Origin of the sequence: Streptomyces sp. NPDC127114, from assembly GCF_042677525.1 — a bacterium.
Taxonomy (GTDB): domain Bacteria; phylum Actinomycetota; class Actinomycetes; order Streptomycetales; family Streptomycetaceae; genus Streptomyces.
On the sequence record NZ_JBHXTJ010000007.1, the window covers coordinates 182,903 to 209,132 of the forward strand.

Consider the following 26,230-nt stretch of genomic DNA (forward strand, 5'->3'; position numbering starts at 1 on the left):
CGGCCCGGCGGAGGGTGAACCCTCCGCCGGGCCGTCGGCGTCCTGTCGGTCATGAGCACGGAAAACCCGGCGCCGGTCCCGCCCGCCCCGCACGCCCTGATCCGCATCCCGGTGCGGATCGTCGTGCTGCTCCTCGTCCTGCCGGTCCGCATGACCTGGGACGCGCTCAAGGCCGGCGGCCGCTTCCTCGACCGCGCCCTGCTCCGTCCGACGGGCCGCGGTCTCGCCTGGCTCTACGACCGCACGGTGCGCCGCCCCGCCCGCTGGCTCGGGCACCGGGTGCTGGCCCCGGCGGGGCGCGCCGTGACCCGGGCGGCGCGGGCCGTCGGCCGCGGGCTCGGCTGGTTCCTCGGCGGCGCGTGGCGGCTCGTCGCCTGGGCCGGCACGGGCGTCGGCCGGGGCCTGGCGTGGGTGTTCGGCGGGCTGTGGCGGGGTCTGGCCTGGTTCTTCGGCGGGCTCTGGAGGGTGCTGGCCTGGGGCGCCGAGCGCGTCTGGCGCGGGCTCGCCTGGGCCGGGACGGGCGTGGGCCGGGGTCTGGCCTGGTTCTTCGGCGGGCTGTGGCGAGTGCTGGCCTGGGGCGCCGAGCGCCTCTGGCGCGGGCTCGCCTGGGTGTTCACCGGCATCGGGCGTGGCCTCGCCTGGGTCTTCACCCGGCTCGGCCGGGGCCTCGCCGCCGTCGGCGGGCTGCTCGGCAGGGCCCTCGCATGGCCGCTCCTCGCCCTCTGGCGGTACGTCGTCGTGCCCGTCGTCCGGTACGGCGTGGTGGCGCCCGCCGGATGGCTGTACCGCTCGGTGCTCGTCCCGGTGGGCCGCGCGGCCGGCCTGCTGCTCACCCGTTCGGGGCGCGCCCTCGCCTGGGCGTTCACGGGCGTGTGGCGCGGGCTGACCTGGGTCCTCACGGCTCTCGGCCGCGGCCTCGCGGCCGGCGCGGTGCTGCTGGCCAGGGCCCTGGTGTGGCCGTTCACCGCACTGTGGCGGTACCTGGTCGTGCCCGTCGTCACCTACGGGATCGCCCGTCCGGCGGTCTGGCTGTGGCAGCGGGTCCTCACGCCCCTCGGCCGTGAGATCCGCGACGCGCTCGCCATCTGCTGGCGGACCGCCGGCTACCTCTCCCGGGCCATGGGCCGCGGCATCGCCTGGCTGGCCCGCAACCTGGTCGCCCGGCCGCTGGTGTGGGCGGCCCGCAACCTGGTCGCCCGGCCGTTCTCCTGGCTCGCCCGCAACCTGGTCCGCCGCCCCGCCGCCTGGGTCTACCGCGAAGTCTGCACCCCCGTCGGCCACTGGGTGCGGGACGCCGTCTGGAACCCGGCCCGCAGGGCCGCCGTCGAGGCCCGGCAGGCGGCGCGCGCGGCCCTCGCCTCCGCCCGCGACACCGTCCGGCAGGCCCGCCGCGATGCCTGGCGCGCGCTGATCGGCGGGAGCGGGACGGACGAGGCCGGGGAACCGCAGGTGGCGGGGGCGCGTACTCTGGGTAGTACAACGAACGTCCCCGGCGCGGCGCCCGCACCCGAGATCTCCCTCCAGAAGCGGGGGTGAGCCGGGCGGGTCCCCCAGGGCACACCCGCATTTCGAGGGCGGCGCGGACGGCCGCGCCCGCCCCGCACCGAGGAGAAGAACCACTGGGCAAGCGACAGCCCGAAGGCCCGCCGCCCGCACCGGCGGTGCAGCGCATCCGACTGCGCTACACCAAGCGCGGCCGCCTCCGGTTCACCAGCCACCGTGACTTCCAGCGCGCTTTCGAGCGTGCGCTGCGCCGTGCCGAGGTGCCCATGGCGTACTCGGCCGGGTTCACCCCGCACCCCAAGGTGTCGTACGCCAACGCCGCCCCTACGGGTACGGGCTCCGAGGCCGAATACCTGGAGATCGCGCTCACCGAGTCCCGTGATCCGGAGACGCTGCGAGCCATGCTCGACGAGTCGATGCCGAACGGTCTCGACATCGTCGACGCCGTCGAGGCCCGGACCTCCGGCCTCGCCGACCGGCTCACCGCCTCCGTGTGGGAGCTGCGGCTCGACGGCGTCGACGTCGCCACGGCCCGCAAGGCCGTCGACGCGTTTCTCGCGGCCGAGACCGTGGAAGTACAGCGCAAGACCAAGAACGGTCTGCGCACCTTCGACACCCGCGGTGCCGTCGTGGAGCTGACCGCGGCCCCCGCCCAGGGCGATCCCCAGGGTGATAGGCCGCTGGACAGCGCCTGTGCGATACTGCGGCTGGTTGTTCGGCACGTGACACCTGCCGTACGACCCGACGACGTCCTGTCCGGTCTCCGAGCTGTGGCCGACCTGGCGCCGCCGGTCCCCGCTGCGGTGACCAGGCTGGCGCAGGGGCTCTTCGACGAGGAGTCCGGCACGGTGACCGACCCGCTCGCGCCCGACCGCGAGGCAGTCACGGCCGCTCCACCCACGGCCGCCGCGACCGCTTCTGCGACGGCGCCAGGTGCGGGCACCGCGTAAGGACCGGTCGTCGCAGCGCCACCCTGGACTCGGGAGCCACCTGGGTCGGGCAGCGCACTGACCAGGAGACTTTCGCCAGGCCGTCCGCACAGGGCGTACGGAACCGGCGAGCCAGACACTGAAGCTCCCGTGCGGCGCCCGCGCCCCGGGCGGCGGCACCGCGCTTCACGCGCGTCCGTGCCGCCGGACCGGAACCAGGCGCGGCGCCCGGGAGCGTGACGGGAGAACCGCCCGCATGCTCGAACAGCCCGAAGAGAACGAGAACAACGCACCCGGTGACAAGCTGCCGCCGCGCCGTCGGCGGCGTGCCGCTTCCCGGCCGGCCGGCCCGCCGGTGACGGCCGGAAGCGCCGACACCGCCGAGACCGCCGCCGCGGCCGCAGAGGCCCCCGCCCCGGTCACCGAGACGCCCGCCGAGGAGCCGGCGCCCGCGCGTCCGCGCCGCCGCGCCACCCGCAAGGCCACCGCGCCCGCTCCGGAGCCGGTGCAGGCCGAGGCCCCTGCCGAGGAGCCGGCCGCCGAGGCCGCCCCGGTCGCCGAGGAGCCGGCCGCAGAGGCCGCCCCGGCCCGTCGTACCCGCCGTCGCGCGACCCGCGCCGTGACGTCCCCGGAGCCGGTCCAGGCCGAGGCCGAGACCGCCGCCGAGGAGCCCGCCGCCGAGACCGAGGCCCCCGCCGAGGAGCCCGTGGCCGAGGAGGCCGCCCCGGCCCGTCGTACCCGTCGCCGCGCCACGCGCGCCGTGACGTCCCCGGAGCCGGTCCAGGCCGAGGCCGAGGCCCCGGCCGCGGAGCCCGTCGCCGAGACCCCCGCCGCGGAGGCCCCGGCCGCCGAGGCCGCCCCCGCGCCGCGTACCCGCCGCCGGGCCACCCGTAAGACCGGCGCGCCCGAGGTGACCCCCGACGTCGCCGCCGAGCTCGCCGCGGAGTCCTCCGGCGAGGCGCTGCCCGCGGACACCGTCGAGGAGATCGCCTCGCACGCCGTCGAGGTCGCCGCCGCCGAGCAGGCCGCCACCCGCGGTCGCTCCCGCCGCCGCGCCACCTCGCCGCAGTTCACCGCCGAGCCGTCCGAGGCCGAGGAGGCGCCGCGCTCCCGCCGTGCCGCCCGGCCGGCCGTCGCCGTCTTCCAGGCCCCGGTCTTCACCGAGCCCATGTTCCAGACCCCGGAGACCGCCGCGGCCATGGCCGCGGCCGAGGTCACTGAGGAGGAGGAGCCGGAGGAGGAGACCGCCGAGGCCGTCGAGACGGTCGAGGCCGTCGAGGCCGAGGAGTCGCCCCGCGCCCGCCGTCGCCGCCGTCGCCGTGGCGAGCCGGTCGCCGTCGAGCCCGTCCCGGCCACCGTCGCCGACGAGCCCGAGGTCGAGTCCACCCCCGAGGCGGAGGCGGAGGCCGAGGCCGAGGCCGAGGAGGGCGACGAGTACGAGGACCGTCCGTCCCGCCGTCGCCGTCGTGGCGGCCGTCGCCGTCGCCGCGGCGAGCTCGCCGAGGTCGAGGAGACCGAGGACGAGGGCGAGGAGTTCCACGCCGAGGAGGCCGAGGGCGAGGAGGAGCCGGAGGAGGCCGACGAGGCCGAGGCCGCCGGCTCCAGCAGCTCCCGTCGCCGTCGCCGCCGCCGTCGCCGCAGCGGTGACGCCGCCGGCGAGGCCGAGACCACCGACGAGGACGGCGTCCGCACCGTCGTCAAGGTCCGCGAGCCGCGCCCGGCCCGCGAGAAGGCCGAGCCGTCGGACGAGGTGCAGTCCATCAAGGGCTCGACCCGTCTGGAGGCCAAGAAGCAGCGCCGCCGCGAGGGCCGCGAGCAGGGCCGCCGCCGCGTCCCGATCATCACCGAGGCCGAGTTCCTCGCCCGCCGCGAGGCCGTCGAGCGCGTGATGGTCGTCCGCCAGAACGGCGAGCGCACCCAGATCGGCGTCCTCGAGGACAACGTGCTCGTCGAGCACTACGTCAACAAGGAGCAGGCCACCTCCTACGTCGGCAACGTCTACCTGGGCAAGGTCCAGAACGTGCTGCCGTCCATGGAGGCCGCCTTCGTCGACATCGGCAAGGGCCGCAACGCCGTCCTGTACGCCGGCGAGGTCAACTTCGAGGCGCTCGGCATGGCCAACGGGCCGCGCCGCATCGAGAGCGCCCTCAAGTCCGGCCAGTCCGTCCTCGTCCAGGTGACGAAGGACCCGATCGGCCACAAGGGCGCCCGCCTGACCAGCCAGGTCTCCCTCCCGGGCCGCTACCTCGTGTACGTGCCCGAGGGCTCGATGACCGGCATCAGCCGCAAGCTCCCGGACACCGAGCGCGCCCGCCTGAAGACCATCCTCAAGAAGATCGTCCCCGAGGACGCGGGCGTCATCGTGCGCACCGCCGCCGAGGGCGCGAGCGAGGACGAGCTGCGCCGCGACGTCGAGCGGCTGCAGGCGCAGTGGGAGGACATCCAGAAGAAGGCGAAGAGCGGCAACGCGCCGACCCTTCTCTACGGCGAGCCGGACATGACGGTCCGGGTCGTCCGCGACATCTTCAACGAGGACTTCTCCAAGGTCATCGTCAGCGGTGACGACGCGTGGGAGACCATCCACGGGTACGTCAGCCACGTCGCCCCGGACCTGACCGACCGCCTGTCCAAGTGGACGAGCGAGGTCGACGTCTTCGCGACGTACCGGATCGACGAGCAGCTGATGAAGGCGCTCGACCGCAAGGTCTGGCTGCCGTCCGGCGGCTCGCTGGTGATCGACAAGACCGAGGCGATGGTCGTCGTCGACGTCAACACCGGCAAGTTCACCGGTCAGGGCGGCAACCTCGAGGAGACCGTGACGAGGAACAACCTCGAAGCGGCCGAGGAGATCGTCCGCCAGCTGCGCCTGCGCGACCTCGGCGGCATCGTCGTCATCGACTTCATCGACATGGTCCTGGAGTCCAACCGCGACCTGGTGCTGCGCCGCCTCCTGGAGTGCCTGGGCCGGGACCGGACCAAGCACCAGGTGGCCGAGGTCACCTCGCTCGGCCTGGTCCAGATGACCCGCAAGCGGGTCGGCCAGGGCCTCCTGGAGTCCTTCTCGGAGACCTGCGTCCACTGCAACGGCCGCGGTGTCATCGTCCACATGGAGCAGCCCGCCACGCACGGCGGCGGTGGCGGCGGCAAGCGCGCCAAGAAGCGCGGCCGCGGCGGCGACGTCCACGAGCACGCCCACGAGGCCGTCGAGGCCCCGGCCGAGACCCACGAGGCCCCGGCCGAGCAGGTCGAGACCGCGGCCGAGGTCGCGGCGGAGCTCGCGGCCCCCGTGGCGCTGCCCGAGCCGATCGCCCCGGACGAGGAGCTGTACGGCAGCGTCGCCGAGGCCGAGGCGGCCGCCGCGCGCGGCCGTGGCCGTCGCCGGGCGACCCGCCGGGTGTCGGCGCCCGCCGCCTCGCCGGCGGTGACCGAGACGGAGACCTTCGAGGTCGTCGTACCGGAGTCGAAGGCGAAGGCCGAGGAGAAGCCGCGGACCGAGGCCCCGGCCCCGGTCGCCGAGGCCCCCGCGGCCGAGCCCGCCGTCGAGGAGGCCCCGGCGCCGCGCACCCGCCGCCGCGCCACCCGCAAGGCCACGGCCCCGGTGACCGCCACCGCCGAGCCCGTCGCCGAGGCGGCGGTCGAGACGGCCGTCGTCGAGGAGTCCCCGGCCGTCGTCGAGGCCCCCGCCGTGGAGCCGGCCGTCGAGGAGGCCCCCGTGGCCGCCCCGCCGCGGGCGCGCCGCCGGGTGGTCCGCAAGGCCACCGCCCCGGCCGGTTCGCCGACCGGGTCGGAGGAGGCGGCCGTGGTCGTCGTGGCGTCCGCCGCCCCGGCAGCCGAGCCGGCGGAGTCCGGTTCCGAGCCCGCGGAGGAGGCCGCCGAGGCCTCCGCCCCGGCGGCCAAGAAGGCGGCCCGCAAGACCGCCAAGAAGGCCACCGCGAAGAAGGCCGCCACCAAGAAGACGGCGGCCAAGAAGACCGCGGCGAAGAAGACGACCGCCAAGAAGGCGGCCGCCAAGAAGACCGCCGCCCCCGCGCAGGACTGACCCAGTCCCCGACGCGACCCGTGTGGACCGTCCTCCCGCCGAGGGCGGTCCACACGGCATTGACCCAGGATCGGAACCAGGAACCAGCCCGATGAACAACACCCCCGCTCCCCGCGTGCGCAAGGCGGTCATCCCCGCCGCCGGCCTCGGCACGCGCTTCCTGCCGGCCACCAAGGCGACGCCGAAGGAGATGCTGCCGGTCGTCGACAAGCCGGCGATCCAGTACGTCGTGGAGGAGGCCGTCTCGGCCGGGCTGTCGGACGTCCTGATGATCACGGGCCGCAACAAGCGCCCGCTCGAGGACCACTTCGACCGGAACTACGAGCTGGAGGAGGCGCTGGTCCGCAAGGGCGACGAGGAGCGCCTGGCGCGGGTCCAGGAGTCCAGCGAGCTGGCCACCATGCACTACGTGCGCCAGGGCGACCCCCGGGGCCTCGGCCACGCGGTCCTCTGCGCGCAGCCGCACGTCGGCGACGAGCCCTTCGCCGTGCTCCTCGGCGACGACCTGATCGACCCGCGCGACCCGCTGCTGGCCCGCATGCTGGAGGTCCTCGGCGAGCACGGCGGCAGCGTCGTCGCCCTCATGGAGGTCGACCCGGCCCAGATCCACCTCTACGGCTGCGCCGCCGTCGAGCCGGCCGCCGACGCCGACGTCGTGCGCATCACCGGCCTCGTCGAGAAGCCGGACCCGTCCGAGGCGCCCAGCAACTACGCGATCATCGGCCGTTACGTCCTCGACCCGGCCGTCTTCGGCGTGCTGAGCGAGACCGAGCCGGGCCGCGGCGGCGAGATCCAGCTCACCGACGCGCTGCAGAAGATGGCGGCCGATGAGCAGCTCGGCGGCCCGGTGCACGGCGTGGTCTTCAAGGGCCGCCGGTACGACACCGGCGACCGCGGCGACTACCTGCGGGCCATCGTCCGCCTCGCCTGCGAGCGCGAGGACCTCGGCCCGGACTTCCGCGCCTGGCTCAAGGCCTTCGTCGCCGAGACCGCCGAGACCGCCGAGACCGCCGAAACCTCCGGGATTTGACCCCCTACGGGACCCGCCCGTAACCTAGACCGTCGGCGTGTCGACTGATACGCCGCGCCTCTGAGCACCTCCCTCCCGGTTCTCCGGGAGAGGCCGCTCGCCCGATCCCGGACAGTCGCAGGCCCCAGGCCCGCGCGTGGGCGGCTGGCGTCAGAGGTCCCGTTACCGAGTGAGAGAGAGATCCGCGTGTACGCCATCGTGCGCAGCGGTGGTCGCCAGCACAAGGTTGCTGTCGGCGACATCGTTGAGGTTGACAAGATTTCCACCGCCAAGGCTGGCGACACGGTCGAGCTCTCGACCCTGCTCGTCGTCGACGGCGACGCCGTGACCAGCGACCCGTGGGTCCTGGCGGGCATCAAGGTCCAGGCCGAGGTCGTGGACCACACCAAGGGCGCCAAGATCGACATCCTGCGCTACAAGAACAAGACCGGCTACCGCCGTCGCCAGGGTCACCGTCAGCAGTACACGGCGATCAAGGTCACGTCCATCCCGACGGCCGCGAAGTAAAGAGGGACTGAGCAATGGCACACAAGAAGGGCGCATCGTCCACCCGGAACGGTCGCGACTCCAACGCCCAGCGGCTCGGCGTGAAGCGCTTCGGCGGTCAGGTCGTCAACGCGGGTGAGATCCTGGTCCGCCAGCGCGGCACCCACTTCCACCCGGGCGCGGGCGTCGGCCGTGGCGGCGACGACACGCTGTTCGCCCTGCAGGCCGGTTCGGTGCAGTTCGGCACCTTCCGTGGCCGCAAGGTCGTGAACATCGTTCCGGTCGCCTGATCGGACACTTTGCGGAGGCGGACCTCACTTCCCGGATGGGAAGCGGGTCCGCCTTTCGCGTGTTACTAGATAGACATTCCCACCCATAGCTTTAGCTCTCTGGAGGCACAACCATGACCACCTTCGTGGACCGCGTCGAGCTGCACGTCGCCGCGGGTAACGGAGGCCACGGCTGCGCCTCCGTCCACCGGGAGAAGTTCAAGCCGCTCGGCGGCCCGGACGGCGGCAACGGCGGCCGCGGCGGTGACGTGATCCTGGTCGTCGACCAGTCCGTCACCACCCTCCTCGAGTACCACCACTCGCCGCACCGCAAGGCGACCAACGGCAAGCCCGGCGAGGGCGGCAACCGCTCCGGCAAGGACGGCCAGGACCTGGTCCTGACCGTGCCCGACGGCACCGTCGTCCTCGACAAGAAGGGGAACGTGCTCGCCGACCTGGTCGGCGAGGGCACCACCTACGTCGCCGCCCAGGGCGGCCGCGGCGGCCTCGGCAACGCGGCGCTGGCCTCCGCCCGGCGCAAGGCGCCCGGCTTCGCGCTGCTCGGCGAGCCCGGCGACCTCCAGGACATCGTCCTGGAGCTCAAGACGGTCGCCGACGTGGCGCTCGTCGGCTACCCGAGCGCCGGCAAGTCCTCGCTGATCTCGGTCCTCTCGGCCGCGAAGCCGAAGATCGCGGACTACCCCTTCACGACGCTCGTCCCGAACCTCGGCGTGGTCACGGCCGGCTCGACCGTCTACACCATCGCCGACGTCCCCGGCCTGATCCCCGGCGCCAGCCAGGGCCGCGGCCTGGGCCTGGAGTTCCTGCGCCACGTCGAGCGCTGCTCGGTCCTGGTGCACGTCCTGGACACGGCGACGCTGGAGTCCGACCGCGACCCGGTCACCGACCTCGACGTCATCGAGGAGGAGCTGAAGCAGTACGGCGGCCTCGACGACCGCCCGCGCATCGTCGTCCTCAACAAGATCGACATCCCGGACGGCCAGGACCTCGCGGACATGATCCGCCCGGACCTGGAGCAGCGCGGCTATCGCGTCTTCGAGGTCTCCGCGGTCGCCCGTACGGGCCTCAAGGAGCTCTCCTTCGCGCTCGCCGACATCGTCGCGAAGGCCCGCGCGGCCAAGCCGAAGGAGGAGGCGACCCGTATCGTCATCCGCCCGAAGGCGGTCGACGACGCCGGCTTCACCGTCACGTACGACGAGCACGAGGACGTGTACCGCGTGCGCGGCGAGAAGCCCGAGCGCTGGGTCCGGCAGACCGACTTCAACAACGACGAGGCCGTCGGCTACCTCGCCGACCGCCTCAACCGCCTCGGCGTCGAGGACGAGCTGATGAAGGCCGGCGCCCGCGCCGGTGACGGCGTCGCGATCGGCTCCGAGGAGAACGCGGTCGTCTTCGACTGGGAGCCCACGGTGATGGCCGGCGCCGAAATGCTGGGCCGCCGAGGCGAGGACCACCGCCTGGAGGCCCCGCGCCCCGCCGCCCAGCGCCGCCGCGACCGGCAGGCGGAGCACGACGAGGCGCAGCGGGAGTTCGACGAGTTCAACCCGTTCTAGCGGGCATTCAGGGGCCGCCGTCAGCGGTCCCGGCACCACAGCGCACACGCACTCGGGCCCCTGGTTCGGACTCTTCGTCCGGGCCGGGGGCCCGAGTGCGTCGGCCGCGTGGTCTTCCGCGCGTACACGAAAGGGGCCCGGCCTCCTCTTGCGAGGAGGCCGGGCCCCTTTCACGTGTCCGTCAGGCCACCGGAGCCGGTTCCGGTTCCGGGTCGGAGTCCTGCTTCTCGGACTCGGTCGGCCTGGTCGGTTCCTGGTCCGGGTGCGGGCCGAAGCCGGGCTTCGCGCGGAGCAGCGGGAGGATCAGGATGCCGATGAAGATCGGGCCGATCATGTAGCGCCACAGCGGCGCCGGGTTCGCCGCGAGGACCGTCAGCTGGAGGCCCAGCGTGACCGACAGCAGCGCCATCGTGCCCTTCAGCTTGGTGCGGCGGCGGAACAGCAGCACGATCGCGTACGTCGCGTAGCACCAGATCGCCCCGCGGAACAGCAGCCACTGCAGCTGCGGCACCTTGAACGCGCGCCAGGAGAAGTCCGCGACCTTGTGCAGCGGCTCCGACAGCGGGCGGATCTTCAGCTTCGGGCGGTACTCGCTGTGCTTGATGTCCTCGTTCCACTTGAGGTAGCTGAACAGCGTCTTGGAGGTCTGCGGGTCGCTCAGCAGCGTGTTCGCCCGCAGCTCCTTCGGGCCCGGGAAGACCGCCCACGCGATGTGCGCCCGGCACACCCGCGCACCGATGACCAGGTCGGGAGTGCGCTTCATGACCCGCTTCCACAGGGCCATCAGCTCGTCGTTGCGCTCGGCCGCGAGCGGCCGGTTCATCGGCGGGGACTCCATCGCCCAGTCGGCGTTGTAGCAGTTGGCCGCGCGGCCCTTCCAGTGGGACAGCGGCGCGATGCTGGACATCAGCGCCTTGTCCTCCTTGGTGAAGAAGCCCGGGCGCTGCCCGTACGCCACGGCGATGTCCGCGTAGAAGAAGGCGTACACCGCGTCCTTCGGCGGGGACTTCACCCCGGCCGCCGGGTAGACCACGCTGGTCAGCAGGCCGAAGATCAGCACCGGCACGGCGGTCGCCGCGAGCACCCACCGCCGCATCGACGGCAGCGCGATCAGCAGGATCGGCGCCGCGATGACGGCGACCAGCATGCCGTTGTTGCGGAACAGCGCCATCGCGAGGAAGCCCGTGAAGAGCAGCGCGACGGTGCGGTAGAAGTCCCGGTCCCGGACGGTCTGACGGCCGCGGGCCCGCCGCGCCGCCAGCCGGCCCGCCGCGCCGAAGGCGAGGATCGAACCGATGACGAACGGCACGTCCTTCCACACGAAGACGACGAAGACGGCGGTCGGCGGCAGCAGCGCCGGCACGCACGCGGCGACGGCCGCCCACCGCTGCCGTACACCCCACTTCCGCAGGGTGACGGCGCAGTAGGCGAGCGTCGCCGACATGGCGACCGTCTGGGCCAGCGTCAGGATCCACAGATCACCGGTGGTGTTGAGCGCCAGCCACACCAGGGAGTCGTAGACCACGGAGTGGTTCGACATCCAGTTGTCGGTGGTGACGTGCCACACGTAGGTGATCGAGTCGTAGCTCAGGGCGCCGGGGAAGAACGCCGCCCACCACAGCAGGAAGAGAATCTGCGTCGTGGCGTAGACCGCGAAGGGCAGTCGGCGCTTCTCCGGGATTCTCTCCCACTGCTTGCTGAGAAAGGCGTTGCGCGGGAGTTTCAACTCGGCTCCGCTGGGCATCGTGGATGGACGGTCGGGACAGTCGAACAGGTTAGCCGGTTCAGACGGTCTCTCGGTCACGCGGCCGGGCCACCTCGGCCAGCGGCTGCTGCCCCGGACGCGGCGGTACCGGACGCTCGCCGATCGGCAGCACCGGCGGGACCTCGTCCTGGCCGAGGAACACCTTGCGGACCACGCGCTCGGCCGCCCGGCCGTCGTCGAACTCGCAGAAGGTCCTGCGGAACTCGGCGCGGGCCGCGTCCGACTCGGGGCCGTTCCAGCGGCCCGAGGTGAAGACCTCGAGCAGCTCGGCCTCGGTCTGCACGGTCAGACCGGGGGAGTCGACGGTGATGTCGAAGTAGGTGCCGCGGGTGGTGCGGTACACCTCCCAGTCGTTGGCGTAGATGACGATCGGCCGGTCGAGGTTCGCGTAGTCGAACATCACCGACGAGTAGTCCGTGAGCAGGCAGTCCGCGGCGAGGTAGAGCTCCTCGACCGACGGGTGGGCGCTCACGTCGACGAGACGCGCGCTGCCGGTCGACCCGGAGGCCAGCAGGCTCTGGTCGTAGAAGTAGTGCGCGCGCACGAGCAGGGTGAACTCGGAGCCGATCGTCTCGGCGAACTTCTCCAGGTCCAGCATCTGCTTCGGGGCGTCGTGGTAGTCGCGGTGCGTCGGCGTGTAGAGGATCACCTTGGTGCCCTCGGCGATGCCGAGCTTCTTGCGGGCCGCGGCCACGTCCGCCGCCGACGCGTTCACGAGCTGGTCGTTGCGCGGGTAGCCGTACTCCAGCGCCTCGTAGTACGAGGGGTAGGCGCGGTCCCACGCGGCGGTGGAGAAGCTGTTGGACGTGAGGCTGTAGTCCCAGCGGTCCACCCGGTCCATCAGCCGGACCAGGTTCATCCCGCGACGGCCGACCGGGTACTCCGCCAGGTCGACGCCCATGCGCTTGAGCGGGGTGCCGTGGTGGGTCTGGAGGTGGACCTGACCGGGGCGCTTGACCACGGACGGCGGGAAGTTGACGTTGTTGACGAAGTACTTGCCGCGCGCCATGGCCTTCCAGAAGCCGAGCGAGCCCGGGTGGACGGTCGGCACGCCCTTCGGCGGACGGCTGGTGGCGTCGTTCTTGAGGACCCACACCGCCTTCATACCGGGGGCGAGTTCCTTCATCTTCTCGTGGATCGCCGCCGGGTTGCAGGAGTACGAGCCGTTCCAGTACGCCGCGAAGACGGCGACGTCCTTCTGGACCGGGAGCAGTCGCTGGGCCCGGTAGTAGGCCTGGAGGACGCGCTTGCGCAGCTTCTTCTTCAGCTTCGCCGGCACGGACTTCTTGTTCTTGAGCGAGCGGACCGTCTTGCGGGCCTTGTCGCGGTGCCTGGCCGGGATCATCTGGCCCTTGCCGCGCGGGGCGGCCGGGTGGCCCTCGGGACGCAGGCGTCCCTCGACCTCGGCCCAGCGCTCGCGGAACTCGGCGCGCGCGTCGTCGGGCAGACGGCCGGGGGAGACGTCGACCACGCGGAAGTGGTTGACCATCCGCTCGTACAGGGCACCCCGGTACTCGTCGAACTGCGGGTTCTCGTCCAGGAACTTGAAGACCAGCTCGTACTGGTCGAACACGTCGAAGTGCTTGCGGCTGGTGCTGTGCAGGATGCTGCCCTGGCGCCGCTGGCGGTAGTAGACGCAGACGCGGTCGATCACGGCGATGGTCTCCGCCGCGATCATGACCGGGTAGGTCCAGGGGGTGTCCTCGTAGTAGCCCGACGGGTACTGGAAGCCCCACTGCTCGATGAAGTCCCGGCGGTACGCCTTGTTCCACGCGACCTGGAGCAGGTTGAGCAGCTCCGGCTGGTCCTTCAGCGCGAAGACGCCCTGCTTCGCGGCCTTGGCCAGCACGTCGGCGCGGGCGTTCGGCGTGATCCGGCCGTCCCAGTGGGTGCGCGAGTAGTCGAAGACGACCAGGTCGGGGTTCTCGGCCTCCTCGATGCGGCGGGCGATGGCCTGGAGCGAGCCGGGCAGCATCGTGTCGTCGCTGTCGAGGAAGAGCAGGTACCGGCCCTTGGCGCGGGCCATGCCCGCGTTGCGCGCCCGGCCGAGACCGACGTTCTGCTCCAGGTGCATCGCCACGACGCGCGGGTCGGCCTTGGCGTAGTCGTCGATGATCTCGCCGCAACCGTCCGGCGAGCAGTCGTTGACGACCAGGAGCTCGTAGTCCCCGAACGACTGCTCAAGCACCGAGTCCAGACAGTCCCTCAGGAACGCCTGCACCTTGAAGGTGGGAACGATGATGCTGAACAGGGGGACTTCGGAACCGGAGGAGGAGTGCGTCTGTGTCATCTCAATACCGTGGAATCTGACGTGGGAGACAGGGGCGTGACCGCCGGGTCAGCGCTGGCTCGTGGACAGGGCGTAGCCGAGGAGCGTGCGTATGGTCTTCGACTGTCCGTGGCGCAGCGCCCCCGGAACCATTGTCAGCGCGTGGAGTCGCATGGACAGGTGCCGACGCGCGGCGCGCGCGGCCTTCGGCCAGCCGTGCGCGTCGAGGTCGTCGGCCACTTCGTGGAAGAAGCGCACGGCCTCGCCGAAGCGGGCGCCGGACACGGCTTCCGCCGAGGAGAGGCTGCCGGAGTGCCGGCGGTAGCGGAACGCGGTGGTCGGATCGACGACCAGCTTTCCGCCGCGCCGGATCAGCTCGATGATCAGCGCCAGATCCTGGATGACCGAAAGGTCCTCCCGGAAGCTGACCTCCTTGACGGCGTCGGCACGCCAGACGATGGAGGGGAAGTAGAGCCAGTTGCCGCCGAGCAGGTTGGCGGCGAGCGACTCACCGGAGAGCACCAGGCGCCGCCCGGTGTCCTTCGGCGCGTACAGCCGCTTCTTGACCTCGTCGCCGAGGGTCGTCGAGGGGTTGCCGTGCTCGTCGATGACCTCGACGCCCGGCTGGTAGATCGTCGCGTCGGGGAAGGCCGCGATGGCGGCGCGCATGGTCGCGACGTAGCCCGGCAGCAGCAGGTCGTCGCTGCCGAGCATGCTGAAGTGGCGGGACTCGACGAGGTCGACGCACTTGCGGAAGTTCCGGGTGATGCCCAGGTTCTGCTCGTTGCGCAGGTAGCGGACCCGGCTGTCGCCGAGGGAGGCGAACCACTCGGGTACGCCGGGCTCCTTGCCGTCGTCGACGACGGTCAGGCGCCAGTTCCCGTCGGTCTGCTCCAGCACGCTGCGCACGGCGGCCTGCATCAGGCCGGTGTCGCCGTAGTGCGGCAGCATGATGTCGAGCGGGTCGCCGTCCGCCGCGCCGTCCCTGCGGTCGGCGCCGTCGTGGTTCTGCACCGCCGTCACTTGCCCTTCCCCTTGGGGCCGAGAGCCGAGCGGCGGCTGAGCGCGAGCAGCAGGATCATGCCGATCCGGCCCAGGTAGAGCGTGGCCTTCCACGGCGACTGGCTGGGCGTGCCGGTGGCGCGCGGGCGCATGGCGACGGGCACCTGCTCGACGCGGTAGCCGGCCCGGACGACGGCGATGGTGGACTCCACCGTGTCGCCCAGGTACTCCACGGGGTACCAGTGCGCGAAGACGTCGATCAGGTCGCGGTTGGAGGCGCGGAAGCCGGAGGTGACGTCGGTCAGCTTGGTCTTCGCCATCTTCGACAGCCAGAAGGCGAGCACGACCATGGCCCACTTGCGCGGGCCGCGGGTCTCGTAGTCGCCGGTGCCGGCGAACCGCGCGCCCATGCAGAGGTCGGCGCCCTTGTCCAGGCGCGCGATCAGCTCGGGCACGTTGCGCGGGTCGTGCTGGCCGTCGGCGTCGACCTGGATGGCGATGTCGTAGCCGCGGTCGTACGCGTAGCGGTAGCCGGCGCGCATCGCGCCGCCCACGCCGAGGTTGTACGGGAGCGTCATCACGGTCGCGCCCGCGGCGCGGGCCACCCGGCTGGTGTCGTCGGCCGAGCCGTCGTCGACGACGAGGACGTCGACTCCGGGAAGCGTCGCGTAGACCTCCTTGATGACGTCGGCGACGCCCTCGGCCTCGTTCCACGCGGGCATGATGATGAGTACGCGCTTGCCGTCGATCACTTGAGGCCCCCCTGCCCGGCCCGGTCGGCCGCGTCCCCGGACGCCGCGTGCTCCGCGACCTGCTTCTGCAGTTCCTGTACGTCGATGCGGAGCAGCGCGACTTCCTCCGAAAGGGTGCGGCCCTCCTCCTCGAGATGGCCCACCTCCCAGCTCAGCTGGAGGCAGACGATGAAGAGGAACGCGACACTGAGGAAGAGCAGCAGGCTCACACCCGAGCGGACGCCGACGGCGCGGGCGACCGAGTCGAGGCCGCTCGGGAAGAAGCCGAGCGGGATGATCACCAGTCCGGTGAGCACCCAGAGGAAGGCGTACTTCTCCTTGAGCTTGCGGCGGCGCAGCAGCTCGACGATGCACGCGACAAGAAAGACTCCGGTGACCGAAGTCAGCATCCACAACTTCACGCGGGGCTCCGGTCTATCGGACGACTCATGGAAACGGCCTGTCTACTTTTTCCGGGGGAAAGGGGCGAAGGACGGCCGCGATACCGCAGCACACTGTCCGTCGCGTCGGTCACGGAGAGTGAGGGAATGGTGATCATTCCTATGAGTGCACCGAACGGTAGCGTACACGAGGGCGAAGAAGGAGCGTCATGCAGGTGACCACCGCCAGCGACCCCACGGCGTAGGCCACCTCGACCCTGGTGCGCAGCTCCAGGGGACTCAGTGTGACCGCCAGAAGAACGACCGTTCCCACGATCCACGACACCAGCTGCTGCCGTGCGGCGCCACTCGTGAGCAGCGCCTGGCCGAGCACCATCGCCATCATGTAGAGCGTCGTGCCGACCGAGAGCCACAGGAAGTCCACCGGCCCCAGCACGTCCGGCGAACCGAACAGCACCGGCAGCAGGAACGGGCCGAGCGCCACCGCGCCGACGCCGAACACCACGCCCATGCCACCCGTGATCGCGCACGCCCGCAGCAGCAGCCGGCGGTAGCCCTGGGCGTCGCCCTCGGCCTGCGCCGTCGACAGACCCGCGAGCAGCGAGGCCTGGAAGGCACCGAACGCGAACAGCGGCACCCGCGCCAGCACCAGCGCCGACAACAGCGCCGCGACCAGCGCGCTGTCGTCCGTCGAGATCAGCTTGGTGCTGATCACCGCGATGTTGACGAGCACCTGAGCGAGCAGCGTCGAGCCGACGAGCAGCCCGAGGTGCTCGATGAGCTCGGGCCAGTGCGCGGTCGAACCCGGCCGCGCCCCGCGCAGCACCGGCGGCAGCGTCACGAGCACCGAGACCAGCGGCGCGACCGTCATCACCGCGGCGAACGTCACCACGGACGAGACCCCGGCCAGCGCCAGCGCCACCGAGAACACGATCCGCAGCAGCCCGTCGAGCCCCAGCTGCAGCCCGTACGACTCGAAGCGGCCCAGCCCCGCGAGCACCCCGCGGGTCACATGGGCGCAGGCCAGCGCGGCGAAGGCACCGCCGAGCGCGGCCACCAGACCCCGGTCGCCGTGGAAGAAGAGGTCCGCGACCGGACCCGCCCACACCGCCAGCGGCAGCAGCACCGCCGCGAGCAGTCCGAACGAGAGCACGGCCCCGCGCCGCAGCACGGGCAGCGCGCCGTCGCCGGCCACCACCCGGGCGGCCACCACGCGGGTGACCTCCTGCTCGACCGGGAAGAACAGACCCAGACCTATGGAGGCCACCACGGTCCACAGGACCGAGAAGCTCGCCATGTCGTCGACGGAGAGCGAGTGGCCCGCCGCCGCGAGATGGACGTAGTTCGCCCCGCCGAGCAGCGCCGTGCCGATGCCGACGAACGCGGTACCGCGCGGCAGGGCCGTGGTGATGCGGTCGAGCACCGTCACGCGTCCGACCGTCCGCCCGCAGCCGGAGCCGGGCCCGCGCCCGGAGCCATGACCTTCAGCGCCTCGGTCAGCTGCTCGCGCCAGTGCGGCTGCACCGCCACGCCCGCCTCGGCCCAGCGCTCGTGCGCGAGGACACTGAACGAGGGGCGCCGGGCCGGCCGGACGAACTTCTCCGAGGTCGTCGGCCGCACCCGCTCCGGGTCCAGGCCGGTCAGCTCGAAGGCCGCCCGCGCCAGGTCGAACCAGGTCGCCGTCTCGGACGCCGTGCCGTGGTAGACGCCCGCCGGGGCCTCGCCCCGCACGGCCGCCCGGCCCAGGTCCCGCAGCTGGCGCGCGAGCGCCCGGGTCCAGGTCGGCTGGCCGCGCTGGTCGTCGACCACGTCGAGGGTCTCGCGCTGCGCCGCCAGGCCCAGCATCGTCGCCACGAAGTTCCGGCCGTGCGCGCCGTACAGCCACGCCGTACGCACCACGTAGCCGCGCTCGGGCAGCAGCTCCAGGACCGCCTCCTCGCCCGCGAGCTTGCTGCGGCCGTAGGCGTTCACCGGAGAGGTCGGGGCGTCGTGCGGGTACGGCTCGGTGGCGTCGCCCGGGAACACGTAGTCGGTCGAGACCTGGAGCAGCACCGCGCCGGTCGCGGCGCAGGCCGCGGCGAGGGCGCGCGGGCCGTCCCCGTTGATCCGGGTGGCCGCGGCCTCCTCGGTCTCGGCGCCGTCGACGTCGGTCCAGGCGGCGGCGTTGACGACCACGTCATGGCCGTCGACCGCCGCGCGGACCGCGTCGGCGTCGGTGATGTCGAGGTCGGCGCGGGTCAGCGCGGTGACCTCGGCGCCGGCCTCGGCCAGGACCTCGGCGAGGTCACGGCCGAGCATCCCGGCGGCACCGGTGATCAGCCAGCGGGTGGGGGCCTCGGCCCCGGGGGCGTCGGCGCTCATCAGGCCAGCGCCGCCTTCGCCTTCAGCGGCTCCCACCAGGCGCGGTTGTCGCGGTACCACTGGACGGTGTCGGCGAGGCCCTGCTCGAAGGTGACCTGCGGCGTGTAGCCGAGCTCCTCCTGGATCTTGGCGATCGACAGGGAGTAGCGCAGGTCGTGGCCCTTGCGGTCCTCGACGTGCTCGACCATGTCCCAGCCGGCGCCGCAGGCGTCGAGCAGCAGACCGGTGAGCTCCTTGTTGGTGACCTCGGTGCCGCCGCCGATGTGGTAGACCTCACCGGCGCGGCCGCCGCGCAGCACCATCTCGATGCCACGGCAGTGGTCCGAGACGTGCAGCCAGTCGCGGATGTTCAGGCCCTCGCCGTACAGCGGCACCTTCTTCCCGTCCAGCAGGTTCGTGGTGAACAGCGGGATCATCTTCTCGGGGAAGTGGTACTGCCCGTAGTTGTTGGAGCAGCGGGTCACCACGACGTCCATGCCGTGCGTGCGGTGGTACGACAGCGCGAGCAGGTCGGAGCCGGCCTTCGAGGCCGAGTACGGGGAGTTCGGCGCGAGCGGCCAGTCCTCGGTCCAGGAACCCTCGGAGATCGAGCCGTACACCTCGTCCGTGGAGACGTGCACGAACCGGCCGACGCCGTGCCGCTTGGCCGCGTCGAGCAGCACCTGGGTGCCCAGCACGTTCGTGGTGACGAACGGCGAGGAGTCCAGGATCGAGCGGTCCACGTGGGACTCGGCGGCGAAGTGCACCACCGCGTCCTGGCCGCGCATGACGTCGTCGACCGTCGCGTAGTCGCGGATGTCGCCCTGGACGAAGGTGTAGCCGGGCTTGTCCGCCACAGGGGCGAGATTGGCCTCGTTACCCGAATAGGTGAGGTTGTCCAGGACGGTGACCTGGGCGCCCTCGCTGGAGGGCAGCTCTCCGGAGAGCAGTGCCCGCACGAACTGTGAACCGATGAACCCGGCGCCGCCGGTGACCAGAATCCTCATAAGGGCCACCATTCTATGGGCTCGGTTGCCGACACCAGTTCGCCCGGCGTTCCGTGGCCGTTCTCACGTAGGGGGTAGGGCGGCCGTGGCGGTCGGGCCCCCGGCGCTGCCGTAGGCTGCGTGCCCATGCGTGGAATTTTGCTTGCCGGTGGTACCGGCTCCCGACTGTGGCCGATCACCCGAGCCGTGTCGAAGCAGCTGATGCCGGTCTTCGACAAGCCGATGATCTATTACCCCCTCTCGACCCTCGTGATGGCCGGGATCAAGGAGATTCTGATCATCACCGGGCCGGAGGAGCGCCCGCAGTTCGAGCGCCTTCTGGGCGACGGGTCCGATTTCGGACTGGACATCCAGTTCGCGACCCAGGAGAAGCCGAACGGAATTGCCGAGGCGTTCGTCATCGGCGAGGAATTCATCGGTGACGAGCCCGTCGCCCTGATCCTCGGCGACAACATCTTCCACGGCGTCGGCCTCGGCCGTCAGCTGGCCAAGTACAGCGCGCCCGAGGGCGGTGTGGTCTTCGCCCACGCCGTCTCCGACCCCACCGCCTACGGTGTCGTCGACTTCGACGAGAACGGCGTCGCCCGCTCCATCGAGGAGAAGCCGAAGAACCCGAAGTCCCGCTACGCGGTGCCGGGCCTCTACTTCTACGACAGCCGGGTCGTCGAGATCGCCAAGGGCCTGAAGCCCAGCGACCGCGGCGAGCTGGAGATCACCGACGTCAACAAGCACTACCTCGACCGCGGCGAGCTCCAGGTCTCCGTCCTGGACCGCGGCACCGTCTGGCTGGACACCGGCACCTTCCAGTCCCTCGTCCAGGCCTCCGAGTACGTCCGCGTGGTCGAGGAGCGCCAGGGCATGAAGATCGGCTGCCTCGAAGAGGCCGCCTGGCGCGCCGGCTTCATCGACGACGCCCACCTGCGCACCCTCGCCGAGCCGCTGACCAAGAGCGGCTACGGCGACTACCTGCTCGACCTGCTGGCGTACGAAGCCGAGCAGGCCTGAGGCCCGAGAGAGGAAACGGCTCTTTCCATGAAGGTCAACCCCCTTGGTATCGAGGGCGCCTGGGAGTTCGTCCCGCAGCAGCACGGTGACGCCCGCGGCCTCTTCCTGGAGTGGTACAAGGCGGAGCGCATGGCCGAGGCGGTCGGCCACCCGCTGAACCTGAAGCAGGGCAACCTCTCGGTGTCCGCCGCCGGTGTCGTGCGCGGCATCCACTTCGCCGACGTGCCGCCCGGCCAGGCCAAGTACGTGACGTGCGTGCGCGGCGCGGTCCTCGACATCATCGTCGACGTCCGGGTCGGCTCGCCGACCTTCGGCCGCTGGGAGGCCGTGCGCCTCGACGACAAGGACCGCAAGGCCGTCTACCTCTCCGAGGGCCTCGGCCACGGCTTCTGCGCGCTGACGGACGACGCCACCGTGACGTACCTCTGCTCCGAGGGATACGCGCCGGAGCGCGAGCGCACCGTCTACCCGCTGGACCCGGAGATCGGCATCGAGTGGCCGGTCGACGGGGTGCCCGAGCTGTCCGCCAAGGACGCCGAGGGCCCGACCCTCGCGCAGGCCCGCGAGGCCGGCATCCTGCCGGTCTACGAGGAGTGCCTGGCGTTCCGCGCCTCGCTGGCGGAGCGCGGCTGAACCCGGGCCTGCCGGCCCGGTAACCACGGGTGTGCGGCGGCCTGGCTTCGACGGGTGTGCGGCGGGCCCGGTTTCGACGGGTGTGCGGCGGGCCCGGTTTCGACGGGTGTGCGGCGGCCCGGCGGCTCCCTCGGGGGAGCGGCCGGGCCGCCGTCCCTTTCGGGTTAGGCTGCCCGGATGACGTGGCTCATCACCGGCGGCGCCGGCTACATCGGCTCCCATGTCGTCAAGTCCATGACCGAGGCCGGTGAGCGGGTGGCCGTCCTGGACGACCTCTCCAGCGGCGACCCGGCCCGCCTGCCCGCGGACGTGCCGCTGGAGCGCGGCAGCGTCCTCGACCGGGCCCTCGTCGACCGGGTGCTGCGCGAGCACGCGGTCACCGGGATCGTCCACCTCGCCGCCAAGAAGGCCGTCGGCGAGTCCGTCGAACGCCCGCTCCTCTACTACCGCGAGAACGTCACCGGCCTCCAGGTCCTCCTCGAAGCCGCCGCCGGGGCAGGCGTCCGGTCCTTCCTCTTCTCCTCCTCCGCCTCCGTGTACGGCATGCCCGACACCGACCTGGTGACCGAGGACACCCCGTGCGCCCCGCTCAGCCCGTACGGCGAGACCAAGGTCACGGGCGAGTGGATGGTGCGCGCCGCGGGCCGCGCCCACGGCATGGCCACCGCCTGTCTGCGCTACTTCAACGTGGCCGGCACCGCCGCGCCCGAACTCGCCGACACCGGTGTCTTCAACCTGGTGCCGATGGTCTTCGAGCGGATCGACGCCGGACGGCCGCCGCTGATCTTCGGTGACGACTACCCGACGCCCGACGGCACCTGCGTCCGCGACTACATCCACGTCGCCGACCTCGCCGACGCCCATCTCGCCGCCGCCCGCCGGCTCGCCGAGCGGGCCGCGAAGGGCGAGCACCACGACCTGACGCTCAACATCGGCCGCGGCGAGGGCGTCTCGGTACGGGAGATGATCGACCTGGTCCGCGAGGTCACCGGCCACGACGTCGAACCCGAGGTCGTCGCCCGGCGGCCCGGCGACCCGGCCAAGGTGGTCGCCTCGGCCGAACGGATCTCCGCCGAGCTGGGCTGGACCGCCCGCCACGACGTCCGTTCGATGATCGCCTCGGCCTGGGCGGCACACACCGCGCGCCCGGTCCAGCCGGCGGAATAGACGGGCGGCGCCCGAACCGGCTCGCGTAGATTGCCTGCCGAGGCGAGACCACGGTCACGGGCTTCGGGTACGGACGTGAAGCCGGGCCGGAACACGGGCCGCGACACGGGCACATGAGCACGACGGCGAGCAGGACGGCGAGGACGACGCAGGTGACAGAGGCAAGGCAGTACGTGACGGAAGCCCGCAGGATCGTCGTGAAGGTCGGCTCGTCCTCCCTGACCACCGCGTCCGGCGGCCTCGACGCCGACCGCGTCGACGCCCTCGTGGACGTCCTCGCCAAGGTCCGCAGCGGCGGCGAGAAGGAGATCGTCCTGGTCTCCTCCGGCGCCATCGCCGCGGGACTCGCCCCGCTCGGCCTCACCCGCCGCCCCAAGGACCTGGCCCGCCAGCAGGCCGCCGCCAGCGTCGGCCAGGGCCTGCTGGTCGCCCGCTACACGGCCTCCTTCGCCCGGTACGGGGTACGCGTCGGCCAGGTGCTGCTCACCACCGACGACACCAGCCGCCGCGCCCACTACCGCAACGCCTACCGCACCCTCGACCAGCTCCTGGCCATGGGCGCCCTGCCGGTCGTCAACGAGAACGACACCGTGGCCACGGACGAGATCCGCTTCGGCGACAACGACCGGCTCGCCGCGCTCGTCGCCCATCTCGTCCGCGCCGACCTGCTCGTGCTCCTCTCCGACGTGGACGGGCTCTACGACGGCGACCCGTCCAAGCCCGGCACCTCGCGCATCGCCGAGGTCAGCGGACCGGACGACATCGCCCATGTCGAGATCGGCTCGGCCGGCAAGGCGGGCGTCGGCACCGGCGGCATGGTCACCAAGGTCGAGGCCGCCAGGATCGCGGCCGCCGCCGGCATCCCGGTGGTGCTCACCTCCGCCGTACGCGCCGCCGACGCCCTCGCCGGCCGCGACACCGGCACGTACTTCCACCGCACCGGCCGCCGCTCCGCCGACCGGCTGCTCTGGCTCGCCCACGCCTCCACCCCGCAGGGCCACCTCACCCTCGACGACGGCGCCGTACGGGCCGTGGTCGAAGGCAAGAAGTCGCTGCTCGCGGCCGGTATCGCGGCCGTCCAGGGCGAGTTCACCGCCGGCGACCCGGTGGAGCTGCGGGACACCGCGGGCCGCGCCGTCGCCCGCGGGCTCGTCAACTTCGACGCCAAGGAGATCCCCCGGATGCTCGGCCGCTCCACCCACGAGCTGGCCCGCGAACTCGGACCGGAGTACGAGCGCGAGGTCGTGCACCGCGACGACCTCGTCGTCATGTGAACCGAAACGGCTGAAAGTCTGGTCATCCGGTAGGGACCTTTACCAAAACCGCCCCATGCGCCGCCGCGGGCTGGTCAACTTTGTCTCGGGGGCAACCAGAGGGTGGGGAACACCAGCACGCGCAGCAGATCGCAGCACGCAGCACAGGCATCACACAGGAGGCCGCCGGTGAGACGAGCGCGCCCAGGGGCATCGCCCCGCGGGACGGCCGAACGCGCCCTGACGAGCGTCGAGGCCGGAGCCGACTTCGACGAGGAATCCTTCGACGAGTCCCCCGAGGACTCCGGGGCCGACACGGGGGCACCGCAGCGGGAGGTGTCCAAGCTCTGGCACATCACCCTCAGCGTCTCCGGCGCGGAGGCCCCGCTGAAGGAGGTGCGCCGGGCCCTCGAACAGCTGGCCCACGACCACCCCTTCCTGCTGACCAGCCGCTATGCGAACGACCACGCGGAGATCCGCTACTGGGAGGAGGCCCGCGACCTCCACGACGCGGCCGCCGTCGCCCTGCGGCTGTGGGGCGAGCACCGGCAGAGCGCCAAGCTGCCGCCGTGGGAGATCGTCGGCCTGGAGGTCATCGACCGGGAGACCTACCACCAGCGGATCGCCGAGGGCTACGGCCCGCCCCCGGCCGCCCCGGTAGGCGTCCACCCCTACTGACGCCGCCCGACCGCCGCCGGCGTCCGGCCACGGACGGCTTCCGGCCTTTCGGCATGCGGTCGGCGGACGTCTCGCAGTACGGGACAGGAGCGGGATACGTGAGGGATGTCCGCAGTGGTGCCAGTACCCTGCGGGCATGACCTCGCTCATGCCCTTCGACAACATGTCCCCGGTCACCCAGACCGCCTACCGGGCCCGCGCCGCGGCCGCCGAAATCGCGCCACTCCCGCGCGCGACGAAGGACGACGCCCTGCTGGCCATGGCGGACGCCCTGGAGGTCCGCACGGCCGAGATCGTCGAGGCCAACGCCGAGGACATCGCCCGCGCCCGCGAGGCCGGCACCAGCGAGGCCATCATCGACCGGCTCACCCTCACGCCCGAGCGGGTACGGGCCATCGCCGCCGACGTGCGGCACGTCGCCGCGCTGCCCGACCCGGTCGGCGAGGTCGTCCGCGGCTCGACCCTCCCCAACGGCATCGACCTGCGCCAGATCCGCGTCCCGCTCGGCGTCGTCGGCATCATCTACGAGGCCCGGCCCAACGTCACCGTCGACGCCGCCGCCCTCTGCCTGAAGTCCGGCAACGCCGTCCTGCTGCGCGGCTCCTCCTCCGCGTACTCCTCCAACACCGCCCTCGTGAGGGTGCTGCGCGACGCCGTCGGCGGCGCCGGGCTGCCGGCCGACGCCATCCAGCTCGTCCCCGGCGAGTCCCGCGACTCCGTCCGCGAGCTGATGCGCGCACGCGGCCTCGTCGACGTCCTCATCCCGCGCGGCGGCGCCTCGCTGATCAAGACCGTCGTCGAGGAGTCCATCGTCCCGGTCATCGAGACCGGCACCGGCAACTGCCACGTCTACGTCGACGCCCAGGCCGACCTCGACATGGCCGTGGAGGTCCTGATCAACTCCAAGGCCCACCGGGTCAGCGTCTGCAACGCCGCCGAGACCCTGCTGGTCCACCAGGACATCGCGGACGCCTTCCTGCCGCGCGCCCTGGACGCCCTTGCAGAGGCCGGCGTCACCGTCCACGCCGACGAGCGGGTCCTCGCCCGCGCCGAAGGCACCAAGGCCACCGTCGTCCCGGCCACCCCCGAGGACTGGGAGACCGAGTACCTCTCCTACGACATCGCCGCCGCCGTCGTCGACTCCCTCGACAAGGCCGTCGAGCACATCCGGCTGTGGTCCTCCGGTCACACCGAGGCCATCGTCACCACCTCCCAGGCCGCGGCACGCCGCTTCACCCAGCTGGTCGACTCGACCACCGTCGCCGTCAACGCCTCCACCCGCTTCACGGACGGCGGACAGTTCGGCTTCGGCGCCGAGATCGGCATCTCCACCCAGAAGCTGCACGCCCGGGGCCCGATGGGCCTTCCGGAGCTCACCTCCACCAAGTACATCGTGACCGGCGACGGTCACGTACGGTAACCGGCGCCCGCTCGCCGGACGCCCGATCGGGGCAGGGACAGTTTGCGCTCTCCCTGCCCAAAACCCCCTTCCCGGTCTACTCTGAACCCGTGCCGGACGACGTGGGGGGCATGCCGTTCCAGGACGGCGGGGACCCCGAGGACTCTGTCGACCGCGGCGGCGCCGACGAGGAATTCGCCACCGTGGTCTTCGACGAGGACTTCGTGCGGGCCGCCGAGATCCACGAGCCGACCGCCGTCGAGCGACTGCTCGCCGCCGCCCAGGCCCGCGCCGAGGCCGAGGCCGCCCGGGCCCGCGCCGTCGCCGGCCTCGCCGACGAGGAGCCCTACGAGGACGGCTACGACCTCGCCCGCCACCCCGACGGCTACGACCCGGACACCGCCGACGACGACTACGGCCCCTACGGCCCCCACGGCGGCGCCCTGCGCCCCTACCGCGGCAGCGCCCGCTGGCACCGCCCCGTCGCCTGGGTCCTCGCCCTGGTCATGGGCGTCGGCATGGTCGCCCTCGCCTTCAGCGCCGTCTACCGGGGCGCCTCCGCCAACCGCCAGGACCGCATGCCCCCGCCGGCCACCACCGGCGTCGACAAGCCCCGGGCCGTCCCCTCCGCCGCCACGGCGACCTCCGCACCCCCCGTTCCCGCTGCTCCGAGCGCTCCTTAGAGAGCGCTTGGTCCGTTTGCCGCAACGCGTCGGAATTCTTCCGAAGTTGTCGTGTACCTGGGCGTTT

The 26,230-nt window shown here is 72.2% G+C and carries 22 protein-coding genes; 14 read left to right on the forward strand and 8 right to left on the reverse strand.

Going from position 1 to position 26,230, the window contains the following annotated elements; all coding sequences use genetic code 11:
• Window positions 1-51 precede the first annotated feature (51 nt).
• From ACFVGS_RS10200 to obgE, 7 genes are all read left to right on the forward strand, one after another.
• Entirely contained in the window at window positions 52-1,536 is a 1,485-nt protein-coding gene (locus tag ACFVGS_RS10200; protein WP_385692139.1) for a hypothetical protein, read from the forward strand.
• A gap of 125 nt (window positions 1,537-1,661) precedes the next feature.
• Complete coding sequence (locus ACFVGS_RS10205; protein WP_384416643.1) at window positions 1,662-2,453, forward strand: TIGR03936 family radical SAM-associated protein; 792 nt, start codon at window positions 1,662-1,664, stop codon at window positions 2,451-2,453.
• Between the two features lie 235 nt (window positions 2,454-2,688).
• Window positions 2,689-6,471, forward strand: coding sequence for an Rne/Rng family ribonuclease (locus tag ACFVGS_RS10210; RefSeq protein WP_385692141.1), 3,783 nt, complete (start codon window positions 2,689-2,691; stop codon window positions 6,469-6,471).
• A gap of 91 nt (window positions 6,472-6,562) precedes the next feature.
• Window positions 6,563-7,501, forward strand: a complete 939-nt coding sequence (gene galU / locus ACFVGS_RS10215; RefSeq protein WP_385692143.1) for a UTP--glucose-1-phosphate uridylyltransferase GalU — start codon at window positions 6,563-6,565, stop codon at window positions 7,499-7,501.
• Between the two features lie 186 nt (window positions 7,502-7,687).
• Complete coding sequence (rplU, locus tag ACFVGS_RS10220; protein WP_265862363.1) at window positions 7,688-8,008, forward strand: 50S ribosomal protein L21; 321 nt, start codon at window positions 7,688-7,690, stop codon at window positions 8,006-8,008.
• A gap of 14 nt (window positions 8,009-8,022) precedes the next feature.
• On the forward strand, window positions 8,023-8,277 hold the full coding sequence (gene rpmA, locus ACFVGS_RS10225) for a 50S ribosomal protein L27 (RefSeq protein ID WP_010476314.1): 255 nt from the start codon (window positions 8,023-8,025) through the stop codon (window positions 8,275-8,277).
• Between the two features lie 113 nt (window positions 8,278-8,390).
• Complete coding sequence (gene obgE, locus ACFVGS_RS10230; protein WP_384416651.1) at window positions 8,391-9,830, forward strand: GTPase ObgE; 1,440 nt, start codon at window positions 8,391-8,393, stop codon at window positions 9,828-9,830.
• Window positions 9,831-10,011: 181 nt separating this feature from the next.
• Here the strand turns inward: obgE and ACFVGS_RS10235 are convergent, their stop codons facing one another.
• The 8 genes from ACFVGS_RS10235 to rfbB form a co-directional block, all read right to left on the reverse strand.
• Window positions 10,012-11,574, reverse strand: a complete 1,563-nt coding sequence (locus ACFVGS_RS10235; RefSeq protein WP_384416654.1) for a hypothetical protein — start codon at window positions 11,572-11,574, stop codon at window positions 10,012-10,014.
• Between the two features lie 40 nt (window positions 11,575-11,614).
• Window positions 11,615-13,885, reverse strand: coding sequence for a CDP-glycerol glycerophosphotransferase family protein (locus ACFVGS_RS10240; RefSeq protein WP_385692146.1), 2,271 nt, complete (start codon window positions 13,883-13,885; stop codon window positions 11,615-11,617).
• A 48-nt stretch (window positions 13,886-13,933) separates the two neighbouring features.
• Window positions 13,934-14,887: a glycosyltransferase family 2 protein gene (locus ACFVGS_RS10245; protein ID WP_384416659.1), complete on the reverse strand. Its 954-nt coding sequence runs from the start codon at window positions 14,885-14,887 to the stop codon at window positions 13,934-13,936.
• Entirely contained in the window at window positions 14,884-15,618 is a 735-nt protein-coding gene (locus ACFVGS_RS10250; RefSeq protein ID WP_384416662.1) for a glycosyltransferase family 2 protein, read from the reverse strand. The genes ACFVGS_RS10245 and ACFVGS_RS10250 overlap by 4 nt, the downstream gene beginning before the upstream one ends.
• On the reverse strand, window positions 15,615-16,007 hold the full coding sequence (locus tag ACFVGS_RS10255) for a DUF2304 domain-containing protein (RefSeq protein ID WP_384416665.1): 393 nt from the start codon (window positions 16,005-16,007) through the stop codon (window positions 15,615-15,617). Before ACFVGS_RS10255 ends, ACFVGS_RS10250 begins: the two co-directional genes overlap by 4 nt.
• A 151-nt stretch (window positions 16,008-16,158) precedes the next feature.
• Window positions 16,159-17,427 carry a hypothetical protein gene (locus tag ACFVGS_RS10260; protein WP_384416668.1) on the reverse strand — a complete coding sequence of 423 codons (1,269 nt, stop codon included), beginning with the start codon at window positions 17,425-17,427 and terminating at the stop codon, window positions 16,159-16,161.
• Window positions 17,424-18,359, reverse strand: coding sequence for a dTDP-4-dehydrorhamnose reductase (gene rfbD / locus ACFVGS_RS10265; RefSeq protein ID WP_384416671.1), 936 nt, complete (start codon window positions 18,357-18,359; stop codon window positions 17,424-17,426). The genes ACFVGS_RS10260 and rfbD overlap by 4 nt, the downstream gene beginning before the upstream one ends.
• On the reverse strand, window positions 18,359-19,345 hold the full coding sequence (gene rfbB / locus ACFVGS_RS10270; protein ID WP_384416675.1) for a dTDP-glucose 4,6-dehydratase: 987 nt from the start codon (window positions 19,343-19,345) through the stop codon (window positions 18,359-18,361). Before rfbB ends, rfbD begins: the two co-directional genes overlap by 1 nt.
• A gap of 126 nt (window positions 19,346-19,471) precedes the next feature.
• Here rfbB and rfbA point away from each other — a divergent pair, with 126 nt between their 5' ends.
• The 7 genes from rfbA to ACFVGS_RS10305 all read left to right on the forward strand — a co-directional run bounded on the left by rfbA (window position 19,472) and on the right by ACFVGS_RS10305 (window position 26,163).
• Window positions 19,472-20,350 carry a glucose-1-phosphate thymidylyltransferase RfbA gene (gene rfbA, locus ACFVGS_RS10275; protein WP_384416678.1) on the forward strand — a complete coding sequence of 293 codons (879 nt, stop codon included), beginning with the start codon at window positions 19,472-19,474 and terminating at the stop codon, window positions 20,348-20,350.
• A gap of 27 nt (window positions 20,351-20,377) precedes the next feature.
• On the forward strand, window positions 20,378-20,983 hold the full coding sequence (gene rfbC / locus ACFVGS_RS10280; protein WP_384416680.1) for a dTDP-4-dehydrorhamnose 3,5-epimerase: 606 nt from the start codon (window positions 20,378-20,380) through the stop codon (window positions 20,981-20,983).
• 177 nt (window positions 20,984-21,160) lie between these two features.
• The gene (gene galE, locus ACFVGS_RS10285; RefSeq protein WP_385692149.1) at window positions 21,161-22,150 is read left to right on the forward strand and encodes a UDP-glucose 4-epimerase GalE; all 990 of its coding nucleotides are present in this window, start codon (window positions 21,161-21,163) and stop codon (window positions 22,148-22,150) included.
• A gap of 152 nt (window positions 22,151-22,302) precedes the next feature.
• Window positions 22,303-23,424: a glutamate 5-kinase gene (proB, locus tag ACFVGS_RS10290; RefSeq protein WP_384416686.1), complete on the forward strand. Its 1,122-nt coding sequence runs from the start codon at window positions 22,303-22,305 to the stop codon at window positions 23,422-23,424.
• A gap of 168 nt (window positions 23,425-23,592) precedes the next feature.
• The gene (locus ACFVGS_RS10295) at window positions 23,593-24,081 is read left to right on the forward strand and encodes a hypothetical protein (protein WP_384416689.1); all 489 of its coding nucleotides are present in this window, start codon (window positions 23,593-23,595) and stop codon (window positions 24,079-24,081) included.
• A 136-nt stretch (window positions 24,082-24,217) separates the two neighbouring features.
• On the forward strand, window positions 24,218-25,501 hold the full coding sequence (locus ACFVGS_RS10300; RefSeq protein ID WP_384416692.1) for a glutamate-5-semialdehyde dehydrogenase: 1,284 nt from the start codon (window positions 24,218-24,220) through the stop codon (window positions 25,499-25,501).
• A gap of 89 nt (window positions 25,502-25,590) precedes the next feature.
• Complete coding sequence (locus ACFVGS_RS10305; protein ID WP_384416695.1) at window positions 25,591-26,163, forward strand: hypothetical protein; 573 nt, start codon at window positions 25,591-25,593, stop codon at window positions 26,161-26,163.
• The last annotated feature ends 67 nt before the right edge of the window (window positions 26,164-26,230 follow it).

Excerpts from the sequence above, each read along its gene's own strand:
- ACFVGS_RS10300 (WP_384416692.1), top strand. The coding sequence starts at position 24,218 with ATGACCTCGCTCATGCCCTTCGACAACATGTCCCCGGTCACCCAGACC.
- galU (WP_385692143.1), top strand. The coding sequence starts at position 6,563 with ATGAACAACACCCCCGCTCCCCGCGTGCGCAAGGCGGTCATCCCCGCC.
- rfbA (WP_384416678.1), top strand. The coding sequence starts at position 19,472 with ATGCGTGGAATTTTGCTTGCCGGTGGTACCGGCTCCCGACTGTGGCCG.
- ACFVGS_RS10210 (WP_385692141.1), top strand. The coding sequence starts at position 2,689 with ATGCTCGAACAGCCCGAAGAGAACGAGAACAACGCACCCGGTGACAAG.
- galE (WP_385692149.1), top strand. The coding sequence starts at position 21,161 with ATGACGTGGCTCATCACCGGCGGCGCCGGCTACATCGGCTCCCATGTC.
- ACFVGS_RS10200 (WP_385692139.1), top strand. The coding sequence starts at position 52 with ATGAGCACGGAAAACCCGGCGCCGGTCCCGCCCGCCCCGCACGCCCTG.
- ACFVGS_RS10240 (WP_385692146.1), bottom strand. The coding sequence starts at position 13,885 with ATGACACAGACGCACTCCTCCTCCGGTTCCGAAGTCCCCCTGTTCAGC.
- rpmA (WP_010476314.1), top strand. The coding sequence starts at position 8,023 with ATGGCACACAAGAAGGGCGCATCGTCCACCCGGAACGGTCGCGACTCC.
- ACFVGS_RS10255 (WP_384416665.1), bottom strand. The coding sequence starts at position 16,007 with ATGCTGACTTCGGTCACCGGAGTCTTTCTTGTCGCGTGCATCGTCGAG.
- rfbB (WP_384416675.1), bottom strand. The coding sequence starts at position 19,345 with ATGAGGATTCTGGTCACCGGCGGCGCCGGGTTCATCGGTTCACAGTTC.
- ACFVGS_RS10235 (WP_384416654.1), bottom strand. The coding sequence starts at position 11,574 with ATGCCCAGCGGAGCCGAGTTGAAACTCCCGCGCAACGCCTTTCTCAGC.
- obgE (WP_384416651.1), top strand. The coding sequence starts at position 8,391 with ATGACCACCTTCGTGGACCGCGTCGAGCTGCACGTCGCCGCGGGTAAC.
- rfbC (WP_384416680.1), top strand. The coding sequence starts at position 20,378 with ATGAAGGTCAACCCCCTTGGTATCGAGGGCGCCTGGGAGTTCGTCCCG.
- rfbD (WP_384416671.1), bottom strand. The coding sequence starts at position 18,359 with ATGAGCGCCGACGCCCCCGGGGCCGAGGCCCCCACCCGCTGGCTGATC.